The sequence below is a fragment of the Hyphomicrobiaceae bacterium genome (genome assembly GCA_041397645.1).
GTDB lineage: Bacteria > Pseudomonadota > Alphaproteobacteria > Rhizobiales > Hyphomicrobiaceae > Hyphomicrobium_B.
In genome coordinates this window covers 956,394-976,010 of sequence record JAWKWE010000004.1, presented here as the reverse complement: position 1 = coordinate 976,010, position 19,617 = coordinate 956,394, and the positions used below count along the sequence as shown (strand labels likewise).

General features: G+C 58.9%; 19 protein-coding genes. 12 read left to right on the top strand and 7 right to left on the bottom strand.

Annotated elements, in window-relative coordinates; translation table 11 throughout:
- The first annotated feature begins 5 nt into the window (after positions 1 to 5).
- From mnmG to coaA, 6 genes are all read left to right on the top strand, one after another.
- Positions 6 to 1,910 carry a tRNA uridine-5-carboxymethylaminomethyl(34) synthesis enzyme MnmG gene (gene mnmG / locus R3D51_04480; GenBank protein ID MEZ5898733.1) on the top strand — a complete coding sequence of 635 codons (1,905 nt, stop codon included), beginning with the start codon at positions 6 to 8 and terminating at the stop codon, positions 1,908 to 1,910.
- Positions 1,907 to 2,581, top strand: coding sequence for a 16S rRNA (guanine(527)-N(7))-methyltransferase RsmG (rsmG, locus tag R3D51_04475; protein MEZ5898732.1), 675 nt, complete (start codon positions 1,907 to 1,909; stop codon positions 2,579 to 2,581). The genes mnmG and rsmG overlap by 4 nt, the downstream gene beginning before the upstream one ends.
- 4 nt (positions 2,582 to 2,585) lie before the next feature.
- Positions 2,586 to 3,434, top strand: a complete 849-nt coding sequence (locus R3D51_04470) for a ParA family protein (protein ID MEZ5898731.1) — start codon at positions 2,586 to 2,588, stop codon at positions 3,432 to 3,434.
- Positions 3,435 to 3,511: 77 nt separating this feature from the next.
- Complete coding sequence (locus R3D51_04465; GenBank protein ID MEZ5898730.1) at positions 3,512 to 4,387, top strand: ParB/RepB/Spo0J family partition protein; 876 nt, start codon at positions 3,512 to 3,514, stop codon at positions 4,385 to 4,387.
- A gap of 114 nt (positions 4,388 to 4,501) precedes the next feature.
- Positions 4,502 to 4,849 (top strand): phosphoribosyl-ATP diphosphatase, encoded by a 348-nt coding sequence (locus tag R3D51_04460; GenBank protein ID MEZ5898729.1) that lies wholly within the window; start codon positions 4,502 to 4,504, stop codon positions 4,847 to 4,849.
- Positions 4,846 to 5,889, top strand: a complete 1,044-nt coding sequence (gene coaA / locus R3D51_04455; protein ID MEZ5898728.1) for a type I pantothenate kinase — start codon at positions 4,846 to 4,848, stop codon at positions 5,887 to 5,889. The genes R3D51_04460 and coaA overlap by 4 nt, the downstream gene beginning before the upstream one ends.
- Before the next feature lie 128 nt (positions 5,890 to 6,017).
- On the opposite strand, the gene R3D51_04450 is transcribed toward coaA, so the two are convergent.
- The 5 genes from R3D51_04450 to leuS all read right to left on the bottom strand — a co-directional run bounded on the left by R3D51_04450 (position 6,018) and on the right by leuS (position 11,994).
- On the bottom strand, positions 6,018 to 6,302 hold the full coding sequence (locus R3D51_04450) for a hypothetical protein (protein ID MEZ5898727.1): 285 nt from the start codon (positions 6,300 to 6,302) through the stop codon (positions 6,018 to 6,020).
- Positions 6,303 to 6,610: 308 nt separating this feature from the next.
- Positions 6,611 to 7,606: an adenosine kinase gene (locus R3D51_04445; protein ID MEZ5898726.1), complete on the bottom strand. Its 996-nt coding sequence runs from the start codon at positions 7,604 to 7,606 to the stop codon at positions 6,611 to 6,613.
- Between the two features lie 62 nt (positions 7,607 to 7,668).
- Complete coding sequence (gene holA, locus R3D51_04440) at positions 7,669 to 8,748, bottom strand: DNA polymerase III subunit delta (GenBank protein ID MEZ5898725.1); 1,080 nt, start codon at positions 8,746 to 8,748, stop codon at positions 7,669 to 7,671.
- 53 nt (positions 8,749 to 8,801) lie between these two features.
- On the bottom strand, positions 8,802 to 9,383 hold the full coding sequence (gene lptE / locus R3D51_04435) for an LPS assembly lipoprotein LptE (protein ID MEZ5898724.1): 582 nt from the start codon (positions 9,381 to 9,383) through the stop codon (positions 8,802 to 8,804).
- Positions 9,370 to 11,994, bottom strand: coding sequence for a leucine--tRNA ligase (gene leuS, locus R3D51_04430; GenBank protein ID MEZ5898723.1), 2,625 nt, complete (start codon positions 11,992 to 11,994; stop codon positions 9,370 to 9,372). Before leuS ends, lptE begins: the two co-directional genes overlap by 14 nt.
- A gap of 271 nt (positions 11,995 to 12,265) precedes the next feature.
- Between leuS and R3D51_04425 the strand changes: the two genes are divergently transcribed.
- From R3D51_04425 to R3D51_04400, 6 genes are all read left to right on the top strand, one after another.
- The gene (locus tag R3D51_04425; protein MEZ5898722.1) at positions 12,266 to 12,952 is read left to right on the top strand and encodes a YggS family pyridoxal phosphate-dependent enzyme; all 687 of its coding nucleotides are present in this window, start codon (positions 12,266 to 12,268) and stop codon (positions 12,950 to 12,952) included.
- Complete coding sequence (locus R3D51_04420) at positions 12,915 to 14,018, top strand: hypothetical protein (GenBank protein ID MEZ5898721.1); 1,104 nt, start codon at positions 12,915 to 12,917, stop codon at positions 14,016 to 14,018. Before R3D51_04425 ends, R3D51_04420 begins: the two co-directional genes overlap by 38 nt.
- A gap of 295 nt (positions 14,019 to 14,313) precedes the next feature.
- On the top strand, positions 14,314 to 14,850 hold the full coding sequence (locus R3D51_04415; protein MEZ5898720.1) for a hypothetical protein: 537 nt from the start codon (positions 14,314 to 14,316) through the stop codon (positions 14,848 to 14,850).
- A 130-nt stretch (positions 14,851 to 14,980) separates the two neighbouring features.
- Positions 14,981 to 15,904: a hypothetical protein gene (locus R3D51_04410; GenBank protein ID MEZ5898719.1), complete on the top strand. Its 924-nt coding sequence runs from the start codon at positions 14,981 to 14,983 to the stop codon at positions 15,902 to 15,904.
- Positions 15,905 to 16,145: 241 nt separating this feature from the next.
- Positions 16,146 to 17,357, top strand: a complete 1,212-nt coding sequence (locus tag R3D51_04405; GenBank protein ID MEZ5898718.1) for an ammonium transporter — start codon at positions 16,146 to 16,148, stop codon at positions 17,355 to 17,357.
- Positions 17,358 to 17,541: 184 nt separating this feature from the next.
- Positions 17,542 to 17,886: a hypothetical protein gene (locus R3D51_04400; protein MEZ5898717.1), complete on the top strand. Its 345-nt coding sequence runs from the start codon at positions 17,542 to 17,544 to the stop codon at positions 17,884 to 17,886.
- Between the two features lie 325 nt (positions 17,887 to 18,211).
- Here the strand turns inward: R3D51_04400 and R3D51_04395 are convergent, their stop codons facing one another.
- Both R3D51_04395 and R3D51_04390 read right to left on the bottom strand, forming a co-directional pair.
- Positions 18,212 to 18,388 carry a hypothetical protein gene (locus tag R3D51_04395; protein MEZ5898716.1) on the bottom strand — a complete coding sequence of 59 codons (177 nt, stop codon included), beginning with the start codon at positions 18,386 to 18,388 and terminating at the stop codon, positions 18,212 to 18,214.
- Positions 18,389 to 18,789: 401 nt separating this feature from the next.
- Positions 18,790 to 19,371: a GNAT family N-acetyltransferase gene (locus R3D51_04390; GenBank protein ID MEZ5898715.1), complete on the bottom strand. Its 582-nt coding sequence runs from the start codon at positions 19,369 to 19,371 to the stop codon at positions 18,790 to 18,792.
- Between the last annotated feature and the right edge of the window lie 246 nt (positions 19,372 to 19,617).

The window sequence follows — 19,617 nt, the reverse complement described above, 5'->3', positions numbered from 1 at the left end:
TGGCCATGGAAACCGGCATCGAAACAAGCTTGAACTTTGACGTCATCGTCGTAGGCGGCGGACATGCGGGCTGCGAGGCCGCGGCGGCAGCGGCTCGCATGGGGGCCCGCACCGCGCTCATCACGCATCGCGCCGACACCATCGGTGAGATGTCCTGCAACCCCGCTATTGGCGGTTTGGGCAAGGGACACCTGGTGCGCGAGATTGATGCGCTGGATGGTTTGATGGGCCGGGTGGCGGACGAGGCGGGCATTCAATTCCGCCTCTTGAACCGATCCAAGGGCCCGGCGGTCCATGGGCCGAGGACCCAGGCCGACCGCAAGCTGTACCGTCAGAGCATGCAACGGGCCATTCGCGAGACCGGTCATCTGACAGTGATCGAAGGTGGCGTGGAGGATCTCATCGTCCGTGCTTGCAGCTCCGGTTGCGAGGCTGGCGTGGTGGAAGGCGTGGTTCTTGCCGACGGTCGGCGCTTGAAGGCCGGTGCGGTGGTTCTGACGACCGGAACCTTCCTCAACGGTCTTATTCATATGGGAGAGACCAAGATCCCGGCGGGCCGGGTCGGCGAGGCGCCGGCCCTGAAGCTTTCGGATCGGCTTTATGCGCTGGGACTTCGTTTGGGCCGTTTGAAGACCGGCACGCCTGCGCGACTTGATGGCAAGACGATAGACTGGGCCCGGTTGGAAATGCAGGCTGCCGACGCCGATCCGGTGCCCTTTTCCTTCCTGACCGAGCGGATCACAACGCCCCAGATCGCCTGCGGGATTACGCATACGACCCAAGCGACCCATGCGATCATCCGTGAGAACCTCACCCGGTCGCCGATGTATTCCGGGCAGATCGCCAGCACCGGGCCGCGCTATTGCCCCTCCATCGAAGACAAGGTGGTGCGCTTCGCCGACCGGACCTCGCATCAGGTCTTTTTGGAGCCAGAAGGGTTGGACGACGACACCGTCTATCCGAACGGGGTCTCAACCTCGCTGCCCGCGGAGGTGCAGGACGCCTTCCTGAAGACCATGCCGGGTCTGGAGAAGGTCGTCATCAAGCGGCCGGGATATGCGATCGAGTACGATTATGTCGATCCGCGCGAGCTAAGCCGGGCGTTGGAAGTGAAGCGCTTGCCGGGACTGTTTCTGGCCGGGCAGATCAACGGTACGACCGGCTACGAAGAAGCAGGAGCTCAAGGCATTGCCGCCGGCATCAACGCGGCGCTGCGGGCAGGCGGTTCGGATGCGGTTTTCTCGGTCTCTCGGACCGAAGGCTATCTCGGCGTCATGATCGACGATCTGATTACGCGCGGCGTGTCCGAGCCCTACCGGATGTTCACCTCGCGCGCGGAATTCCGTCTGAAGCTGAGGGCCGACAATGCCGATCAGCGTCTGACGCCGCTGGGCCAAGAGGTGGGCTGTGTCGGGACCCAACGGCGGGCAGCATTCGAAGCCAAGCAGAACGCCCTTCGCGATGCCCACACCTTGTTGAACCAACTCAACATGACGCCGAAGGAAGCGGAGCGAACCGGGCTGCAAGTCAATCAGGATGGTCGCCGCCGTTCCGCGTTCGAGCTGTTGGCGTTCCCCGGGGTGGATCTGGCGCGGTTGACTGTCGTCTGGCCTCAACTCGCCGAGTTGCCGCCCAGGATTGGGGCCCAGCTCGAAGTCGATGCCCGCTACCGGTCTTACGTCGATCGGCAAGAGGAGGATGTGGCGGCGCTGCGTCGCGATGAGCAGGTCCGCATTCCCGCTGACTTTGATTATGCCGGGCTTAGTCTGTCGGGCGAAGTTCGCCAGAAGCTGGCCCGCCATCGACCGGAAACTATCGCACAGGCGAGCCGGATCGAGGGCATGACCCCGGCCGCCCTGCTGGTTCTTCTGGCTCATCTCAAGGCTGGTTCGAAGCGGCGCAGCGCATGACGGCGGCGGGCGAGATCAAAGGCCCGGAGCAGTTCCGGGCCGCCTTCGCGGTTTCACGTGAAACCATCGAGAAGTTCCAGGCTTACGAGGCCATGCTCAGGCGATGGCAGAAGACCATAAACCTCGTGGCGCCGAGTACGCTGGATCACATCTGGCATCGGCATTTCGCCGACAGCGCCCAGCTGTGGGGGCTGCGGCCTACAGGCGCCGTCAACTGGCTCGACCTTGGCTCGGGCGCGGGCTTTCCCGGTCTGGTACTGGCGATTATGGCCAGCGAACACGGTGGAACCCGACATACCCTGATCGAAAGCGACAGCCGGAAGGCTGCATTCATCCGCGAAGTTGCCCGTGCCGTCGGAGTTGCTGTGGACATCCTGTGTATGAGAATCGAAATTCCCGAGACTCAGGTTAAGGTGAGGGAGATTAATTGCGTTACGGCCCGGGCGTTAGCGCCCTTGCCGCGTCTTGTCGAGTTGGCCTACCCTTATTTCGGCCCCTCCACAGTGGGCCTGTTCTCGAAGGGCCGCGAGGCCGCTGCAGAGATCGAACAGGCGCGCCAGGGCTGGACCTTTACGGCCGAACTCAATCCTAGCGTCACGGACCCTCAAGGCTCCGTTTTGTTGCTCAAGTCGCTCAAGCGTAAAGAGTCAGAGGTAGAGACGGAGGGTTAAACCCGTGGCCGGCTATGTTTCAGGCGTCGGCGGAGGATCGTTTGGCGGCCCCCGCGTGATCGCCATTGCCAATCAAAAGGGTGGCGTCGGTAAAACGACAACAGCCATCAACCTCGGCACGGCGCTTGCTGCTGTCGGCGAGAGGGTGATGGTGCTCGACCTCGATCCGCAGGGTAACGCTTCGACTGGGCTCGGCGTACCGCCCGAGTCCCGGCCTCGTACCAGCTATGACGTGCTGACGGGTGCAGCAAGCATCCTGGAGAGTGCGCAGCAGACGGCGGTGCCCGGCCTTTCTATCGTCCCCGCAAATAGCGACCTTGTCGGTATCGAAGGTGAGCTGGCCCACGACAACGGGCGGCCCTATCGGCTGCGCGATGCCGTCATGACGCTTGTCGGCCAGCAACGCGCCAAGCCGCAGGACACGCCCTTCAGCTACGTTTTGATCGATTGCCCCCCGTCGCTCAATATTCTGACCTTGAATGCGCTGTCGGCCGCCAATGCGGTGATCGTACCCGTGCAGTGCGAGTTCTTCGCTCTGGAAGGTATTTCGCAGCTCAAGGATTCGATTGATCAGATCCGCGCAACGCTCAATCCGCAACTGCAGATTCAGGGCGTGGTTTTGACCATGCATGACGCGCGCACCTCTTTGTCGCGCGAAGTTGCGGACAACGTGCGCGGCTTCTTTGGCTCCAAGGTCTACGAGACGATCATTCCGCGCAATACGCGGGTTGCCGAGGCGCCATCTCACGGCAAGCCGATCCTGCTTTACGATTATGACTGCGCGGGTAGTCAGGCCTACATCCGGCTAGCGACCGAAATCATCGAACGTGAGCGCCGTTTTCAAGCGGCGTGACGCGGGCATCTAAGTTTCGCACGTTCAAGTTTCACGACTAACAGGCACCAAAAAGACTCCAAAGGAACGCCAACTCCATGCAATCAGCTCTGCCGAAAAGCCGTCTCGGACGCGGACTAGCCTCTCTCATCGGTGAGCCCGTGCAGAACGGAACGCGGCTGCCGCCCGAAGGCGAACAGCGCGTCGTTCCGATTGGCCAGGTGAAGTCGAGCCCGCTCAACCCGCGCAAAGACTTCCGCGAGGATGAGCTGGCGGAGTTGGCAGAGTCGATCCGCACCAAGGGATTGGTGCAGCCGATCGTGGTCCGTCCAGATCCTTCGAGCGCCGGTGATTTTGAGATCGTTGCGGGCGAGCGGCGCTGGCGGGCGGCGCAGCGCGCGGGCGTGCATACGGTTCCGGTTATCGTGCGCGAGCTCACCGACAAGGAAGTGCTCGAGCTTGCGATTATCGAAAACGTCCAGCGGCAGGATCTGAATGCGATCGAAGAGGCGGCGGGTTATCGCGAGCTAGTCGAACGCTTCGCCTATAGCCAGGAGCAGCTTTCCGAAATTATCGGCAAGAGCCGTAGCCACGTCGCCAACACGTTGCGCCTGTTGAAGCTGCCGGTTGGTGTGCAGGCGCTGGTACAGCAAGGTAGCCTGTCGGCTGGCCATGCCCGCGCGCTCATCGGACGCGAGGACGCCGAGACCCTCGCTCACCGCATTGTCGAAAACGGGCTGAATGTCCGCGAAGTGGAAGCGATCGTGCAGGGACGCGAAGAGCCGACTCCTGCCGGCGGCTCACGCAAGCCCAGAGACAAGGATGCCGACACCAAAGCATTCGAGAAGGATCTGACCGATCTTCTTGGTCTTAAGGTTGAGATCAAGCGCGGTTCCGGCGAGAGCGGGCATCTGATCATCAAGTTCGGCAATTTCGACCAGCTTGATTACATCCGTCAGCGCATTGTCGGCTGAGCGAACTCCAACGCGTTGATATTATCCCGAATGCTGGCTTGACGGCAGGCGTGCGGCTTGCTGCTTAGTATCGAAGCGGCGATTGGCCTTCGGGCGCATTGGAAAGATTCGGCAATGAGCGAGCACAGCATCATTGAGCGCCTGGCTGCCACCATTCACCAACGGCGATCGGAGAAAGCGGGCCAATCCTACACGCGCCAGCTTCTCGATGGCGGCCCGGTCAAGTGCGCCAAGAAGTTCGGAGAGGAAGCAGTCGAAGCTGTCATTGCCGCAACCGCTCAGGATGGCGCTGCACTCACCAACGAAGCCGCCGATGTCATTTATCACCTGCTCGTGCTGTTGGAGTCGCGTGATGTGAAGTTAGACGACGTGCTTGCAGTTCTTGAAAAGCGGCAGGGCACGTCCGGTCTTGATGAGAAGGCATCTCGCAGCAAGTCAGTCGCGCCGGGAGGTCCGGCGTGAAAACCAAGCCACGCAGTGTCGGACTGAGGAAGTCTGCGGCGCTTAAGCTGGCTGCGGGGTCCGCAAAATCTCGACCGGTCGAAGAACCGCTTGGCGACGCCCAGCTCGCCTATTCGCCCTACCGCGTTTTTACTAGAGACGAATGGGCAGCCCTGCGTCTTGATACGCCAATGACATTGCGGCCCGAAGAGCTCGAGGTGCTGTCGGGTATCATCGAAGAGCTGTCGGTTGATGAAGTCGAGCAGATCTATCTTCCGCTTTCGCGCTTACTGAACCTTTACGTCGCAGCGGCTCAAAAGCTGCATTCGGTTTCGTCTCAGTTCCTTGGTCACAAGGACGTGCGCGTGCCGTTCGTGATTGGCGTGGCGGGCTCGGTGGCGGTAGGCAAGAGCACCACGGCGCGTGTCCTGAAAGCGCTGCTGGCGCGTTGGCCGGACCATCCTCGCGTCGATCTGCTGACGACCGACGGCTTTCTCTATCCCAACGCAGAACTCCAGCGCCTGGGTCTGATGGATCGCAAGGGCTTTCCTGAGAGCTTCGATGCGTCGCGACTGCTCAAGTTCTTGGCCGACATCAAATCGGGAGTTGGCCGGGTCGAAGCGCCGGTCTACTCGCATTTTCATTATGACATCCTGTCCGGTCAGAAGGCGGTCTTTGAATTGCCGGATATCCTCATCGTCGAGGGCTTGAACGTCTTGCAGCCGGCCATTCTTCCAAAGGGCGGCGATGCAACTCCATTCGTGTCGGACTTCATCGATTTTTCGATCTACATTGATGCTGACCCGGCCGTCATTGAGCAATGGTACGTCACGCGTTTCATGCGTTTGAGGACGACGGCGTTTCGCGATCCTGGCGCTTACTTCCATCAGTACGCCGCCATAACGCCCGATGAGGCGCATCGCAAAGCCCTGTCGTTATGGCGATCGATCAACCTGCGGAACCTGGAAGAACACATCCTGCCGACACGCCGGCGGGCAAGGCTCATCCTGCGCAAGGGGGAATCGCATCAGGTCGAGTCCGTCGCGCTTCGCAAACTCTGAACGGTGCGCCCCTAGGTTGCTTCTACAGCAAGCATCAAAAAAAAGGGCCGCTTGGGGAAGCGGCCCGTTTAGTGATGGCTTTGAATGGAGAAGTGCGATTTGAAGCCGGATGCTTCGCGATGGGCTGTTCAATGACGCAGGGATTGGGTTTCGGATGCTGCCGGAACCGCTGCAGGTTGGGCCGGCACACTGTGTCTTTGAAGAGCGTCTACCGATTTGGATTGTAGATACGCGTTGTACTTGTCGCGCAGCCGTCGAATAGCCGATGGGTCGGTAATTCCCATGACGCGGATGGCGGTCGTCGGCTTCATGTCGGGACGTACCCGCAGCAATTCGGACAGCCGCGCAATCCGGTCGCTGTCATCAATGCCGGTGCCCTTGGGGCGGCCGCGGCGGCTTTTGGCTTGCAACATCACGAATACCCTCAAACCAAATCGATTCGATGGTTAGAGTTTGGGGGAAGTCGAGTCTCAATTCCAGGGAATTTAATTCGGTATATCGAATTGGCAGGAAATTACGGGATTTGCCACAGCACTAGTGAACATCGTTCAATAATATTCGGGGTGTATATTGACGCCGGCGGCCGGCCAATGGAGGAAGCATTTTTTAGAAATTGAGAGCCACCATTTTGCTCGTAAAAATGAGGCTCTCTATTCTCTGTTGGGATCGGATATTGGAAGTCAGCATTCGAGGAAAATATGCAATTCCAATATTGCGCGATTTAGATGATGCCGTTGCTGCGGGCGAGATTTACAAGCTCTGTTTGCGGACGTGCACCAAGGTGGCTGATCACTTCCGCGGCCGCCAGGCTTGCGAGTTTTCCGCACGTTTCAAGCGAATGCTCGTTCGCATATCCATAAAGAAACCCGGCTGCGTAAAGATCACCGGCTCCTGTCGTATCGACGACGTCGTCGATATGAACTGCAGCAATTTGAATTGCTTTTCCTGAATTGAGAATGAGCGAGCCCTGCGCACTGCGCGTCAACACGGCGAGCTTTGTATCTTTGCTCACGCGATCTGCTGCATCTTCGAATTTGTCCGTTTCGTATAGCGAGGTGATTTCTTTCTCATTGGCGAAAAGAATATCGACACCGGAGCGAATAAGATCGAGAAATTCCGCGCGATGACGATCGACGCAAAAGCCATCAGACAACGTCAACGCTACTTTGCGATTGGCGCGCTTGGCTTGTGCGAGTGCTGCACGAAATGCGGCCTTCGCGTCGTCGCGATCGAACAGATAACCTTCCAAATAAAGAATGGCGCTATCTGCGATGAGCTCTTCGTCGATCTGTCCATGATCGAGGTTGGTTGAGATACCAAGATAGGTATTCATCGTGCGCTCACCGTCAGGCGTGACGAGGATGAGCGATCGCGACGTCGGTTGCGATCCAGCTACGGCTGCACTTTTGAAGCTGACGCCAATCGATTTGATGTCATGTGAAAAGATGCGTCCGAACTCGTCGTCTGCGACTTTTCCGATAAAGCCTGCCTTGCCGCCGAAAGAGGCGACACCGGCGATGGTGTTGGCGGCTGAGCCTCCCGACATTTCCGTCGCCGGTCCCATGCCTGAATAGATCTGCGCAATGGCGTCGGCATCGACAAGGCGCATAGATCCTTTGTCGGCGCCGATCTTAGCGAGATAGTCGTCGTCGCAGCGGCCGATGATGTCGACAATTGCATTGCCGATGCCGGTGACGTCAAAACGTGCTTTTGCCATGGAATTCTGCTCCCCGTGTTTGGCGGGGCACTATAGGGCGCAAGGCCTTGGCGGCAAGGCTGCTATGAGCGGCGGCGTGCCGCGCCGCTTTGGGCGGTCCTCGATGGGGATGAGCCCAAAGTCCCGCCAGCCATCGCTGAGAGCGCCAGAATTAGCCGTTCGGCTAATGTCTCTTCCAGTTGTGACGACAGTCGTGCCGCTTTGGCGGCCTCTGCGATGCGCCGCAAGGCCTGATCGAGACCGGCACGGTTCCAGCGGCGAAGCTGACTGGCAAAGATATCGCGCTGTTTGAAATGAAGGGGCGGGCGCAAGGCGCGTAAAGCATCCTCCAACCCGCGCCCGGTTTCTATATCGCCGCGGATTCGGTGCAGTTTGAGAAAGTAGCGTTGTGTGATGAGAATTATGGCTTGCGGGCTCTCGCCGGATGCCACGGCGCGGCTCAAGTCGCCAACGGCGCGTGCGACATCGCCACTGGCGGCCGCTTCTGGAATGCGTTCAAGGGCAAGATCGGATGCATCGCCCACAACCGCTTCCACGTCGTTGAGCGTGATTTCGCTCTGCCCCATGGCGTAAAGCGCGAGCTTCTCGATCTCCGCTCGTGACAAGGCCCGGTCAGCGCCGAGCCGTCCGTTCAGCTCCTCGCGCGCCTCAAGGGTGATTTTCACGCGGAATTGGCTCAGCACTTCCGTGATCAGTCCGTCGATTGCTGCGGTATCGTCTGCATAACAGGCGACGGCAGCGGCATGGGCTTTGCCTTCGAAAAGCGAACGCAGAGCATCGGTTGGCTTGAGGTTTCCCGCTTCCACGATGAGGAACCCTTCGTGAGCGGGCACTTCAAGGATTGGCTTGAGCGATGCGGCGGCGATCCTGCGCCCTGCCGTGGCCCGGATAATCTTTCGGCCTGAGAACATCGGCCGAGTGTCGAGTTCAACGCCGAGGCGGTCGGGATCGCTATCGAGGTCGGTATCGTCGAGCCGCAAGATTTCGCCGGCAGGATCTTCGCGCGCCGCCATGAGCTTGGCGAGGCGATCGGAACGTTCGCTGACCAAGCCGGGATCCGAGCCGTAAAACAGCACAGCCGACAGCGATTGCGGCGGGCTTTTTAAGAACGCAGCGGCTTGGGCGGCTTTGACAGCAACCATTAGGCGAACTCCCAGCAGTCGCCGGCCAGCATTATCATCCGTGTTTTAGGGAATCAGACAGGCTGAGCCAAGTAGGCGAGTACGCGCGTGCGCAGCTCTTCACCCACCGTTCTCGCTGCACGGTTTTCGGCGTCTTCACGAGCGCGAACATTGGCAAACGTGCTGTCGGTCCGCTCAAATCCGGCCCGGCCATAGCTCTTTCCCTCTGCCACGACAGCCTTGTCGGTCAAACGGATGAGCTTGAAAGAAGCGTCGAGCTTGTAAGTCTGAGTTTGCGCGTTGCCGTCGATCTGGACCAGTGACGAGGAGACGCTTTCGCGAATAGCAACTTCCAGACGGTACTCAGGCGGGAGCGGCAGACCACCCCCGGTCGTCTCGAAAATGAATTCGTTGCGGAGACGCTGGCCCACGCGACCCGGAATCGGGGCCACATCGACGGATTTCATCTTTTCGGAAACGTTAGCGCCTCCGACCGATGAGGTGGCATAGAGCGGTCGAAAGCCGGTGCCGTCGGCGCAGCCGCCGATAAACGCGCTGCTCGCGATGACGGCAGGCAGAACCCCGATGGCAATAGCCGCAGAGCGCACGGAACGTGCACGCAATGCAAAGGCGCGTTTGGTCTTACCCAACGACATTCACAATCCTCTGCGGCACCACGATCACTTTTTTGACCGTTCGGCCTTCCAGTGCCCTTAACACCGGCTCAAGCTGCAAAGCCGCGGCCTCAATTTCCGCATTCGTTGCGGACCGCGAAATGACAAGCTCGTCCCGGCGTTTCCCGTTTACTTGTACGGCGATGGTCACTTGATCGTCAACGAGCAGCCCGGGCTCCGGCACCGGCCAGGACTCATTCGCGACCAGCGTGTTGTATCCGAGCCGCGCCCAGCATTCTTCAGCCAAATGAGGCATCATCGGGCCGATCATGCGGGTTAAGAGCTCTGAAGCCTCGCGAATTGCGTACGGAAGGCCGTCTCCAGACTTAGTTAGGGCTGCGGAGAGCACATTGGCCAGCTCGTGGAGAGTGGCGACGGCGACGTTGAACCGCAGACCTTCGATCGTCTTGCCGACCTGGTCCAGGGCCTTGTGGGCCGCCTTGCGAACCTCCAGGGCTTCCGCCGAGAACGAAGCCGGCTTGTCGCCCAGCTTGTCGGGGAAACGCTCCGACACGTCGTCAATGATCCGCCAGACACGCTGGATGAAGCGACCGGCCCCGGCAACGCCGGCCTCTGTCCAAATGACATCGCGCTCGGGCGGACTATCCGACAGCATGAACCAGCGCGCGCAGTCGGCCCCGTAATGCGCGATGATGTCATCGGGATCGACGAGGTTCTTTTTCGACTTCGACATCTTTTCGATAGAGCCAATCGTAACCGGGTTGCCGGTTGCGATCTCGACGGCCTTGCGCTCGCTGCCTTCACCTTCAAAACGCACGTCGCCGGGGAGCAGCCAGGCACCTTCATCGGACTTGTAGGTTTCGTGAGTGACCATGCCCTGGGTGAACAGCGCGGCAAACGGCTCGCGGGTGTTGCCCGCAAATTGCAGGTGCCCTGAGTCGCACATGGCGCGTACGAAAAAGCGCGAATAGAGCAGATGCAAGATCGCGTGCTCGATGCCGCCGATGTACTGATCGACGGGTAGCCAGTATTTCGCAGCCCTTTCGTTGACGGGCGTGTCGGCCCGAGGCGCGGTGAAGCGGATGAAGTACCACGAGCTGTCGACGAACGTGTCCATGGTGTCGGTTTCGCGCGTCGCGGGCTTGCCGCATTTGGGGCAGTCGCAAAACTTCCAGGTTGGATGCCGGTCAAGCGGATTGCCCGGTTTGTCGAAAGTTGCATCTTCCGGCAGGGTGACAGGCAGATCCTTGCTGGGAACGGGCACCACGCCGCAATCCTTGCAATGGACAATGGGGATCGGACAGCCCCAGTAACGCTGGCGCGAGATGCCCCAGTCTCGCAGGCGGAAGTTGACCTTGCGCGCGCCCTGCGGCTTGCCCCCGAGCTTTTGCTTTTCGAGCCGATTGGAAGCGACCTCGAACGCATCGCTCGTGCTCAGGCCGTCGAGGAAGCGCGAATTGATCATCACGCCATCGTCTTCATAGGCCTTGTCCTTCAATGTGAAGGTGGCAACGTCTTCGCCCGGCGGCAGAATTACGGGCACGACGGGAAGGTCGTAGCGGCGCGCAAAATCCATGTCGCGCTGATCGCCTGAAGGGCAACCGAAGATGGCGCCGGTGCCGTAGTCCATCAAGATGAAGTTGGCGACGTAGACAGGCAGCGTCCAATCGTTGTCGAAAGGATGCACGGCGCGAATGCCGGTGTCATAGCCGAGCTTTTCGGCCGCTTCGATGGCGGCAACCGAGGTTCCCATGCGGCGGCATTCCTCGCAGAAGTCGGCGAGGGCGGGGTTCTTTTCAGCGGCGGCCTTGGCAATCGGGTGATCGGCAGCCACCGCGAGGAACGAAGCGCCAAACAGCGTGTCGGGTCGCGTGGTGTAGATCTCGATCTCGTCGAAGCCTTTAGGGGCCGTCGATTTCTCGAGCGCCCAGCGGACCGACATGCCTTCCGAACGGCCGATCCAGTTGGCCTGCATCAGGCGCACCTTTTCTGGCCAGTTGGTGAGCGTGTCGAGATCGTCGAGCAGCTCCTGGGCATAAGCGGTGATCCTAAAGAACCACTGGGTCAGTTCGCGTTGCTCGACAAGCGCGCCCGAGCGCCAGCCGCGGCCGTCTATGACTTGTTCGTTGGCAAGTACGGTGTGATCGACCGGGTCCCAATTCACTTTGGAGGACTTGCGATAAGCCAGCCCCTTTTCCAGCATGTCGAGGAAGAGCTTTTGCTGGTGCCTGTAATAGTCCGGCGAACAGGTCGCGATTTCGCGCGACCAATCCAGCGACAGACCCATGGACTTTAGCTGCGAACGCATCGTGTCGATGTTTTCATAGGTCCAGGCGCCCGGATGCACTTTGCGCTCCATCGCAGCGTTCTCGGCGGGCATACCGAAGGCGTCCCAGCCCATGGGGTGCAGCACGCTGAAGCCCTTCATGCGCTTGTAGCGCGCAAACACATCGCCCATGGCATAGTTGCGCACGTGGCCCATGTGGATGCGTCCCGACGGGTAGGGGAACATCTCCAGCACGTAGCACTTGTCGGCACCAGCGTCCTCCTTGGACCGGAAAATGTCTTCTTTTTCCCAGACTTGCTGCCAGTGCTTCTCGCGAGCAGGCGCGTTGTATCGTTCGGTCGCCATGACGTGTTTATTCTTTCGGTCAAATCGGAAAGCCGGACGTAAAGAGCCCAAAAGCCTACAGCGGGTCAAGGGCTTGGCGAGACCGGACCGGGTGGGTTCAGAAATATATCGATTTCTGTGGCTTGCCGTCTTCGGCCGCTGCCCGTCTGGCCCACTTGGGCTCGACGGGTTCGCTTTCTTTTGCCGGCTAGCAATGATAGGGCGGGCACCCGGCTTTGTTCACGATGCCTGGACGCCATCCTAGACAGAAACTTGCAATCGACACTTTCCCATGAGCACCGACGATCCAGCGAGCGCCAGCGATAAAGCAGCAAAACTGCGCGAAGTGACCACCGCAATTTCCGCTGCAGAGAAGGCTGCCGGACGCAAATCGCGGAGCGTTACGCTGATCGCGGTTTCAAAGACGTTCGGGCCGGAGGACATTCGGCCCGTGCTTGAAGCTGGTCACCGCGACTTCGGTGAGAACAAGGTGCAGGAAGCGCAAGGCAAGTGGCCTGCGCTACGCACGGCATTTCCCGATATCCGCCTCCATCTGATCGGGCCGCTTCAATCCAACAAGGCGAAGGACGCAGTTGCGCTGTTTGATGCCATTCACTCGGTCGACCGGCCCAAGATTGCGCGCGCGATAGCGGACGAAATGGCCAAGCAAAATCGCAAGCTGCAGCTGTTCGTTCAGGTCAACACCGGCGAAGAACCGCAGAAGGCGGGGATCATGCCGCGCGAGGCGGCATCCTTCGTTTCATTCTGCCGCGAGGAGTTAAATCTCGAAATCTCAGGGCTGATGTGCATCCCGCCCGTCGAGGAAGAGCCCGCAGTGCATTTTGCCTTTCTCGAAAAGCTCGCGCGCGAGTTGGGTGTTATGGGCCTGAGTATGGGCATGAGCAGCGACTACGAGACCGCAATCGAGTTCGGCGCCACCCATGTGCGCGTGGGAAGCGCCATATTCGGCGTGCGTTGAACCAGCCCTGCGCACAACGCAAGACGTCTGCCACATCATCATCACACTTGGGCTTATCGTGCAGCGCATGAAAAGCAAAAACCGCCGATTCTTCCTGGTGATTGGGGCCGCGCTGAGCTGGGGTCTCACGGTCAACGCGCCTGTGGCGTTGGCCACTTGCGACGACGAAGATGCGTCCGCGCTGATGAATCCTGACGGTACATTCAAGGATCTCACGTGCGATGCGCTACCCCCGCTTCTCGATCTGAGCGTGCCGGCAGCAAATGCCGTTGCCCGCGGCGCAAAGCCGACCACTAAATTTCCTGAGATCAGAGACACCGACGCTCCAGCGACCGCGCCGGTGCCGTTATCTGTGCAGTCGTCGGATGACAGCGTTTCGGCGCGCACCAGCCTGCAGACGCTTCGTGACTTCAATGCTCAAAAGCTCAGCCGTAAGGTGCAACAGGCTCAAGGCCTGGCATCGGATGATCTGGCCATGCCCAAGGCGCCTGTCGCGGCCAAACCCGCCATCGACGTGTGGAGCAGCTTTAAGGCAGACGGTTTGAACGATGTATCCAAGTCAGTGCAAACGGGCGCTGGGCTCGACTATAAGATCGTGAAGAACACCAGCGTCGGCGTCTACGCCAAGCGGTCGGAGACGATTGCGCCCACCGCGTCGGGTGGCGATCAGTCGGAAGACAAATACGCCGCCTACATGGCGTTTCAGGCATTTCCTGCAGTCACTATCGATACGACGACGCAATGGGAAAGTGCGACGGCTGTCGACCCTACCGCCGGAAAGCAGACAGAGGATAAGGGCGCGATCATCGTTGCGCCGCGCATCGGCAAATCGTTTGCGTTGGATAACGGGCAGACGGTTGCACCCTTCGTGACCGTGAAACGCGAGATCGACTTGATTGGCAAATCCGGTGAAGCGGGGACTGCGGTCAATACAGCCGGAGCGGGTGTTATGCTCGAACAGGCGGATAGCTACTCACTCAGCGTTACGACCGACGTCAGCGGCATAGGCAGCTCAGATCCGGCCAGCCTGAACAGTCGCCTTCAATTCAAGCTGCCGTTGCCTTGATCGCTTGACCGATTGCCCAAATGGCGAGGACTGCGATCTAGCGCCACAGCAGTGCAAAAATGTCGCGAAATGCCCGCGTGTGAGGCAGAAATCTCACGTATCGAGGCAAAGTGCACAGTTTCCAGGCTTGTCTTCAGCACCACATCTCTCAAACTAAAGTCGAATCGCGAATAGTGGTGCTCACTCGAGTCGCGAACCAAAGGGCTCCGGAAAAGCAACCGGAGCGCGCACGACCTGGAGAGGAACCGACCAAAAGGAGAGGCGTTGACAACCTGAGCCAAAGTGAGGTCATGCCTTGCATACGCTGGTCAAAACGATCGCTCTCGCTGCTTGCGCACTTTCTGCGAGCGTGTCCTCGAAAGCCGACGAGTTGGGTCAGTGCCCCGGCGCCGACAGGGTTGAAACCGAGCTCAAGAATTCCTCGTCCTCGGGTTACTACATTCCTGGTCTCAAGCTCATTGTAATGAACAAGACGGTGCTGGACGGTTACGCGCCGGCCGTTCGCAAGTTCATCTTCGCGCATGAGTGCGCTCATGCGGATCCCGCCGTCGCCGAGGACGAGATGGCAGCCGACTGCACCGCGGCGCGGAAAGGAGCGAGCGAAGGCTGGCTCAGCCGTCCGGACGTGATCAAAGTCTGCGCCCATCTGGCGAGATTCCCAGCCGATGCCACCCACCCTCCGATCGGCCTGCGATGTGCCAATATCCGCCGGTGCAGCGGGCTCTTCGACGGACCGCCGGAGCCGCGAGTTGAGGCGGCGAAGGCCGCGCCGGAGCGAAATCCCGATATGACGCCGCTTACTGCGACGGTCGTCGCACGCCAGCTCGACTAGCCGGAATTCGGTAACTTTCGGGTATCCACCGCTAATTCCGGCGTTGAGAGGCCTTCACGGGCCTCGAATGCTAGCCTTTCAAGCTGATTCGATGCGAAACGCGCGCGCAACCGCGCGAAGGAGAGCACTCATGGCATCTTCGGCAAGAAAGAACGATCCCGTCGAGGCCGAGGCGAAAGCTGCAGCCGCGGAGGCGGCGAACGTCGCGCGCGATGAAGTCTATGAGGCCAACGCGCGTAGCGCCCCGGGTTTGACCAAGCTGCAAAAAGCCAATGCGGAGGCTCGTGAAGCCGCTAAGAAAAAGTGGCACGAATTTCTGGTCGACGTATGGATCACGCCGTTCAACGACATCGAGTTCGGCTTCTTCAAGCGCGAACGCAACAAGGGTAAGTCGCGTCAGTTCACGACCGATATGGACGTGTTTGCAGAGATCGTTGAGAACGGCGAACGCACCGGCGTGCTGGGCTATCGCAAGGAGCTCTGGGACAGCGCAACCGGCATGGACAAGCGGCTGGTCTTCAAGCTGTTTTCTGAAACGCTGAATTGGCGGGCCAGCATGGATCTGATGCTGGCGCGGTCGATCCAACAAACCATAGGCGCGCGCGGGCTGCCGGTGACCAGCTACCTGATCAACACCTACGACGACGACTACGTCATCACGTTGGAGCGTTCAGCCAACAAATGGCCGCTCATGCCGGAGCACTTCTCGTTCTTTATCATGGAAGATGGTGCGCCGCGCTTTTATCGGGTTACCCGCGATTTCATAAATATCGGCGGCGATTACACGCTGATCGACCAGCATGGCGAAACCGTTGGCCATCTCGACGGGTCAATCCTCACCATCGGTGGCAAGTGGCACGGCACGGTTCGTGGCGATCACGCCGACCCGCGCGTGCTCATGGTCATGAAGCTGTTCGCCGGAATGGTTGTGTTCAACAAAGCGGTGCGGCGGCACGTCAAAGCGCTGGCCTACGACGTTGCGGCGGGACGGGTGGAGCCAGGTCTCCAGCGTCAGGAATCGGATCTTTATATGAATCCGCGCCGCGTGCGTTGAGGCCTAAATTGCAATCTTGGAGACGAGACCATCTGCACATCAATGAGTGCAGATGGTCTCGTCTTTTTTGACTGTTCCGCAGGCAGGCGCCGCCTGAGCTTGGTCGGTGTTGCGCACCCATCGAAATATAAATCTTGAGCAAGGGCACAATTCTTGATCACAGTGCTCGGCCGCAGGGCTTTTTGTCTAATAAAACGGCTCATGCACAACTCATGAACAAAAAAAGATGGGTGAGGGGACAATGGAGCAGCTCCAACAGAGCACGGACGTCTTTTTTCTCTTGATGGGCGCAATTCTGGTTTTCGCCATGCATGGCGGTTTCGCGTTCCTCGAAGTTGGGACGGTGCGCCACAAAAACCAGGTCAATGCGCTGGTCAAAATCCTGGTCGATTTCGCCATTTCGACCACGACCTATTTCTTCATGGGCTATTTCATTTCTTATGGCGTTTCGTTTTTCGCCAATGCCCACATGCTGAGCGCCACGCATGGTCTCGACCTGGTGAAGTTCTTCTTCCTTGCCACGTTTGCCGCGGCGGTGCCGGCGATCGTCTCAGGTGGCATCGCTGAGCGCGCACGCTTTGCACCGCAATGTGCCGCCACCGCAATTTTGGTCGGTCTTTGCTATCCCTTGATTGAAGGCGTCATCTGGAACAAGAATTTCGGCCTGCAAGACAATTTGTTCGCAGCCTTGCTCGGGGCGCCATTCAAAGACTTCGCGGGCTCCATCGTCGTTCACGCATTTGGTGGTTGGGTTGCGCTCGGAGCGATCCTCAAGCTAGGCCCGCGCATCGGGCGCTATGATCGCGGTCGTCCCATCAGCCCGCCGCCGTCGTCGATCCCCTGGCTTGCAATGGGATCGTGGTTGTTGTGCGTGGGGTGGTTTGGCTTCAACGTGATGAGCGCGCAAAGTCTGTCAGGTGTATCCGGCCTAGTGGCGATGAATTCGCTGTTGGCGATGTGCGGAGGCATATTGGCGGCGCTCATCGCGGGTCGCAACGACCCGGGCTTCGTACACAACGGTGCGTTGGCAGGCCTCGTGGCGGTGTGCGCAGGCTCTGACGTGATGCATCCGATTGGCGCGCTGATAACCGGCGGCGTTGCGGGTGCGTTGTTCGTCTCGATGTTTCAGATCTCAACGAACAAGTGGCAGATCGACGATGTTCTCGGCGTTTGGGCGTTGCATGGATTGTGCGGACTATGGGGAGGAATAGCGTGCGGAATCTTCGGGTTGGAAGCGCTGGGTGGCATGGGTGGGGTGACGTTCGCCTCGCAATTCGTCGGTTCGATCGGCGGAGCGCTGTTCGGGCTTGCGGCCGGATTGTTCGCCTACACGCTTGTCGACGTAGCGCTCGGTTTCCGCTTGTCGCCAGACGATGAGCGGCAGGGCGCGGATCTCGCTATTCACAAGATCGGTGCAAATCCTGAAGACGACGTACGCATGGGGCGCATCTAAGAGCATCGAAGATTTGAGTGACGGTTGAGAACGCCGCTTCCTAGCCTGGGAGTGGCGTTTTCGACTTTCCCCGGTCGCAAAGCATGCCGGCGCATGCGTCAACTCTTCACGCCGATGTCTTTCGCGGCTAGCGTGCGGTCTGGAAATTTCAAATTGGAAAGCCAATCGGGGAGGATTGCGAGCAATGCGCAAGATGTCTTTGAACGCGGCGCTGGTTTGTGCCGCAACATCACTGGGCCTGGGTGCGAACTCGGCTGCAAACGCCGACGAGACGGGCTTGGCGAGTTCACACACGCTGCGAAAAGAAGGCGGCAAGTTGTGCATGGCAGACCATTTTCACAGTGGCATGGGTGATGGTCCCACGAAGGCGGCCGCACGTGCGGCAGCCGCGCGGGCCTGGGCCGATTTCGTCGATTTCGAATATGGATCGAATTGGACCCGATTTAGCCGGGCAGCTTCTGTTTCGGTGAAATATACGAAGGCAGAAAAGGGTTGGACTGCGACCGTCGAAGCGCGTCCCTGCCGCTAATCCGGTTGATCCGTTGTCGCGATTCGAATTTCAAAATGGCGCGCCCTCAGGCTCTCTGAGCGCGTTTCAATTCGGCTAATATTTCGCCTCGCTGCATATGAGCGAAATAGGCCAAGGCCCTGTTATACAAACAAAAACAACCAAAGGTTGCGCGCAGTGAGGAGCCCAAAAAAGAAGAGGCCGACGGCGCGTTTCGCTGCCATCGGACCTCTCTTGAATACGGCTGACGCGTCGAAGACGCATCAAAAATGCCAATCCCCGCATATTTGCCTCCCTCGACCCAAGATGCCCAATTTCCCAGGTCCGGACAGGCGCAAAAGCGAAGTTAGGCGGCCTTCTTCTTCTTCGCGGCCTTCTTAGCGGGCTTCTTTGCAGCCGGCTTTGCGACCTTGCGAGCAGGCGACTTGCGAGCGGCCTTGCGAACCGTCGTCTTGCGGACTGCTTTCTTTGCGACTGCCTTCTTGGCGGCCGGCTTTCTCTTCTTTGCTACTGCTTTAGCCATAGGATTTGTCTCCCTCTAGAGTTCGAATCAGCTCGAACAAATAAAACATGAGCAAGTTCGCGCAATTTGTTGACAGAGAAATTGAATTCTGCCTGCAGATTTTCGTGACGAAACCCAAAACTGTTGCCGTAAAGTCGCAAAAATTCTGTTTTTTAGGGTCCGTATTGGCAAATCGCGCGACGCAGAGTTCTGCGTCCCGATCCATTTAAGAACCAATTTAGAAAAATTGCGAGCACCAAATTGCTATTTTTCGATTCGTTTGCGCGCCATCGGAGTGATGGATCGCGTTCGCAATCAGGTGATGAGCTGAGGAAGAGATGATGCGCATGTCGTTCGCGCGCGCATCATGTTGGTGTTCGTGTTTCGCACAATCGCACTCCGCGCTACGCCGTGTTGCTTGTTCAGGCAACGTGCTTCAGGTGACGCGAGTGACTGTCGAGTGCAGACAGCAGCAAGATGAAACGGTCTTCGAACATCTCAGTTGCAAGCGACATGTAATCCAGGCGGTTGGGCACGATCTCGGCAATAACGTCGCCATGGTCGATGTGAAGTTCCGCTTGGTATTTACGTGCGATAGCTTGCATTTTCAGGTTCTCTGCAAGGCAGTTGAGAACCAGCTGCTTCACGCCGCGGTTGCGAGCCGACAGAATGATGTGACCCATCAACTCTGTTGCGAGACCCATGTTGGCGACCTGGGATTCAACCGAGAACGCCGCCTCGGCCATGTGCGACCAGGTATTGCCCATACGCTTGAGTTCGGCAGCAGCGCGCACGACTCCGTCGAGCGTGTAGATGTAAACAATGCTGCCGGGATCAGCCGCCGTCTTCGCATACGAGCGAATATATTCGTCGGATACCGCGTGGGTGAAACGAAGGCGTCTGCTTTCTTTATCGAGCCGCAGCAAATGATCGGCAAATAGCTGCACCTCGGTGCGCAGCAATTTCCGAATGCTTCCATTGATGGGGTATGCATGTAGTGACATTGACGTAGTCCCTCTCAATCGATCGGGCGCCGGTCGCTAGCCGACATCCTGACCGCTATGTGCTTCTCAAATATGTAAAAATCGCCGCTGTTGCATTGCAGCAAAAGCATAGGTGCTGTGCACCAACATGTAGTCTGGAAGGTGCTTTCCAGCATTTGCGGCCTCCGACGAATGGCCGATCGGCCACGGTGACATTCGGCCGCGTGCCGAGGCCTGCGTTGTGGGCCTTGCATGAGGCCGGGCATG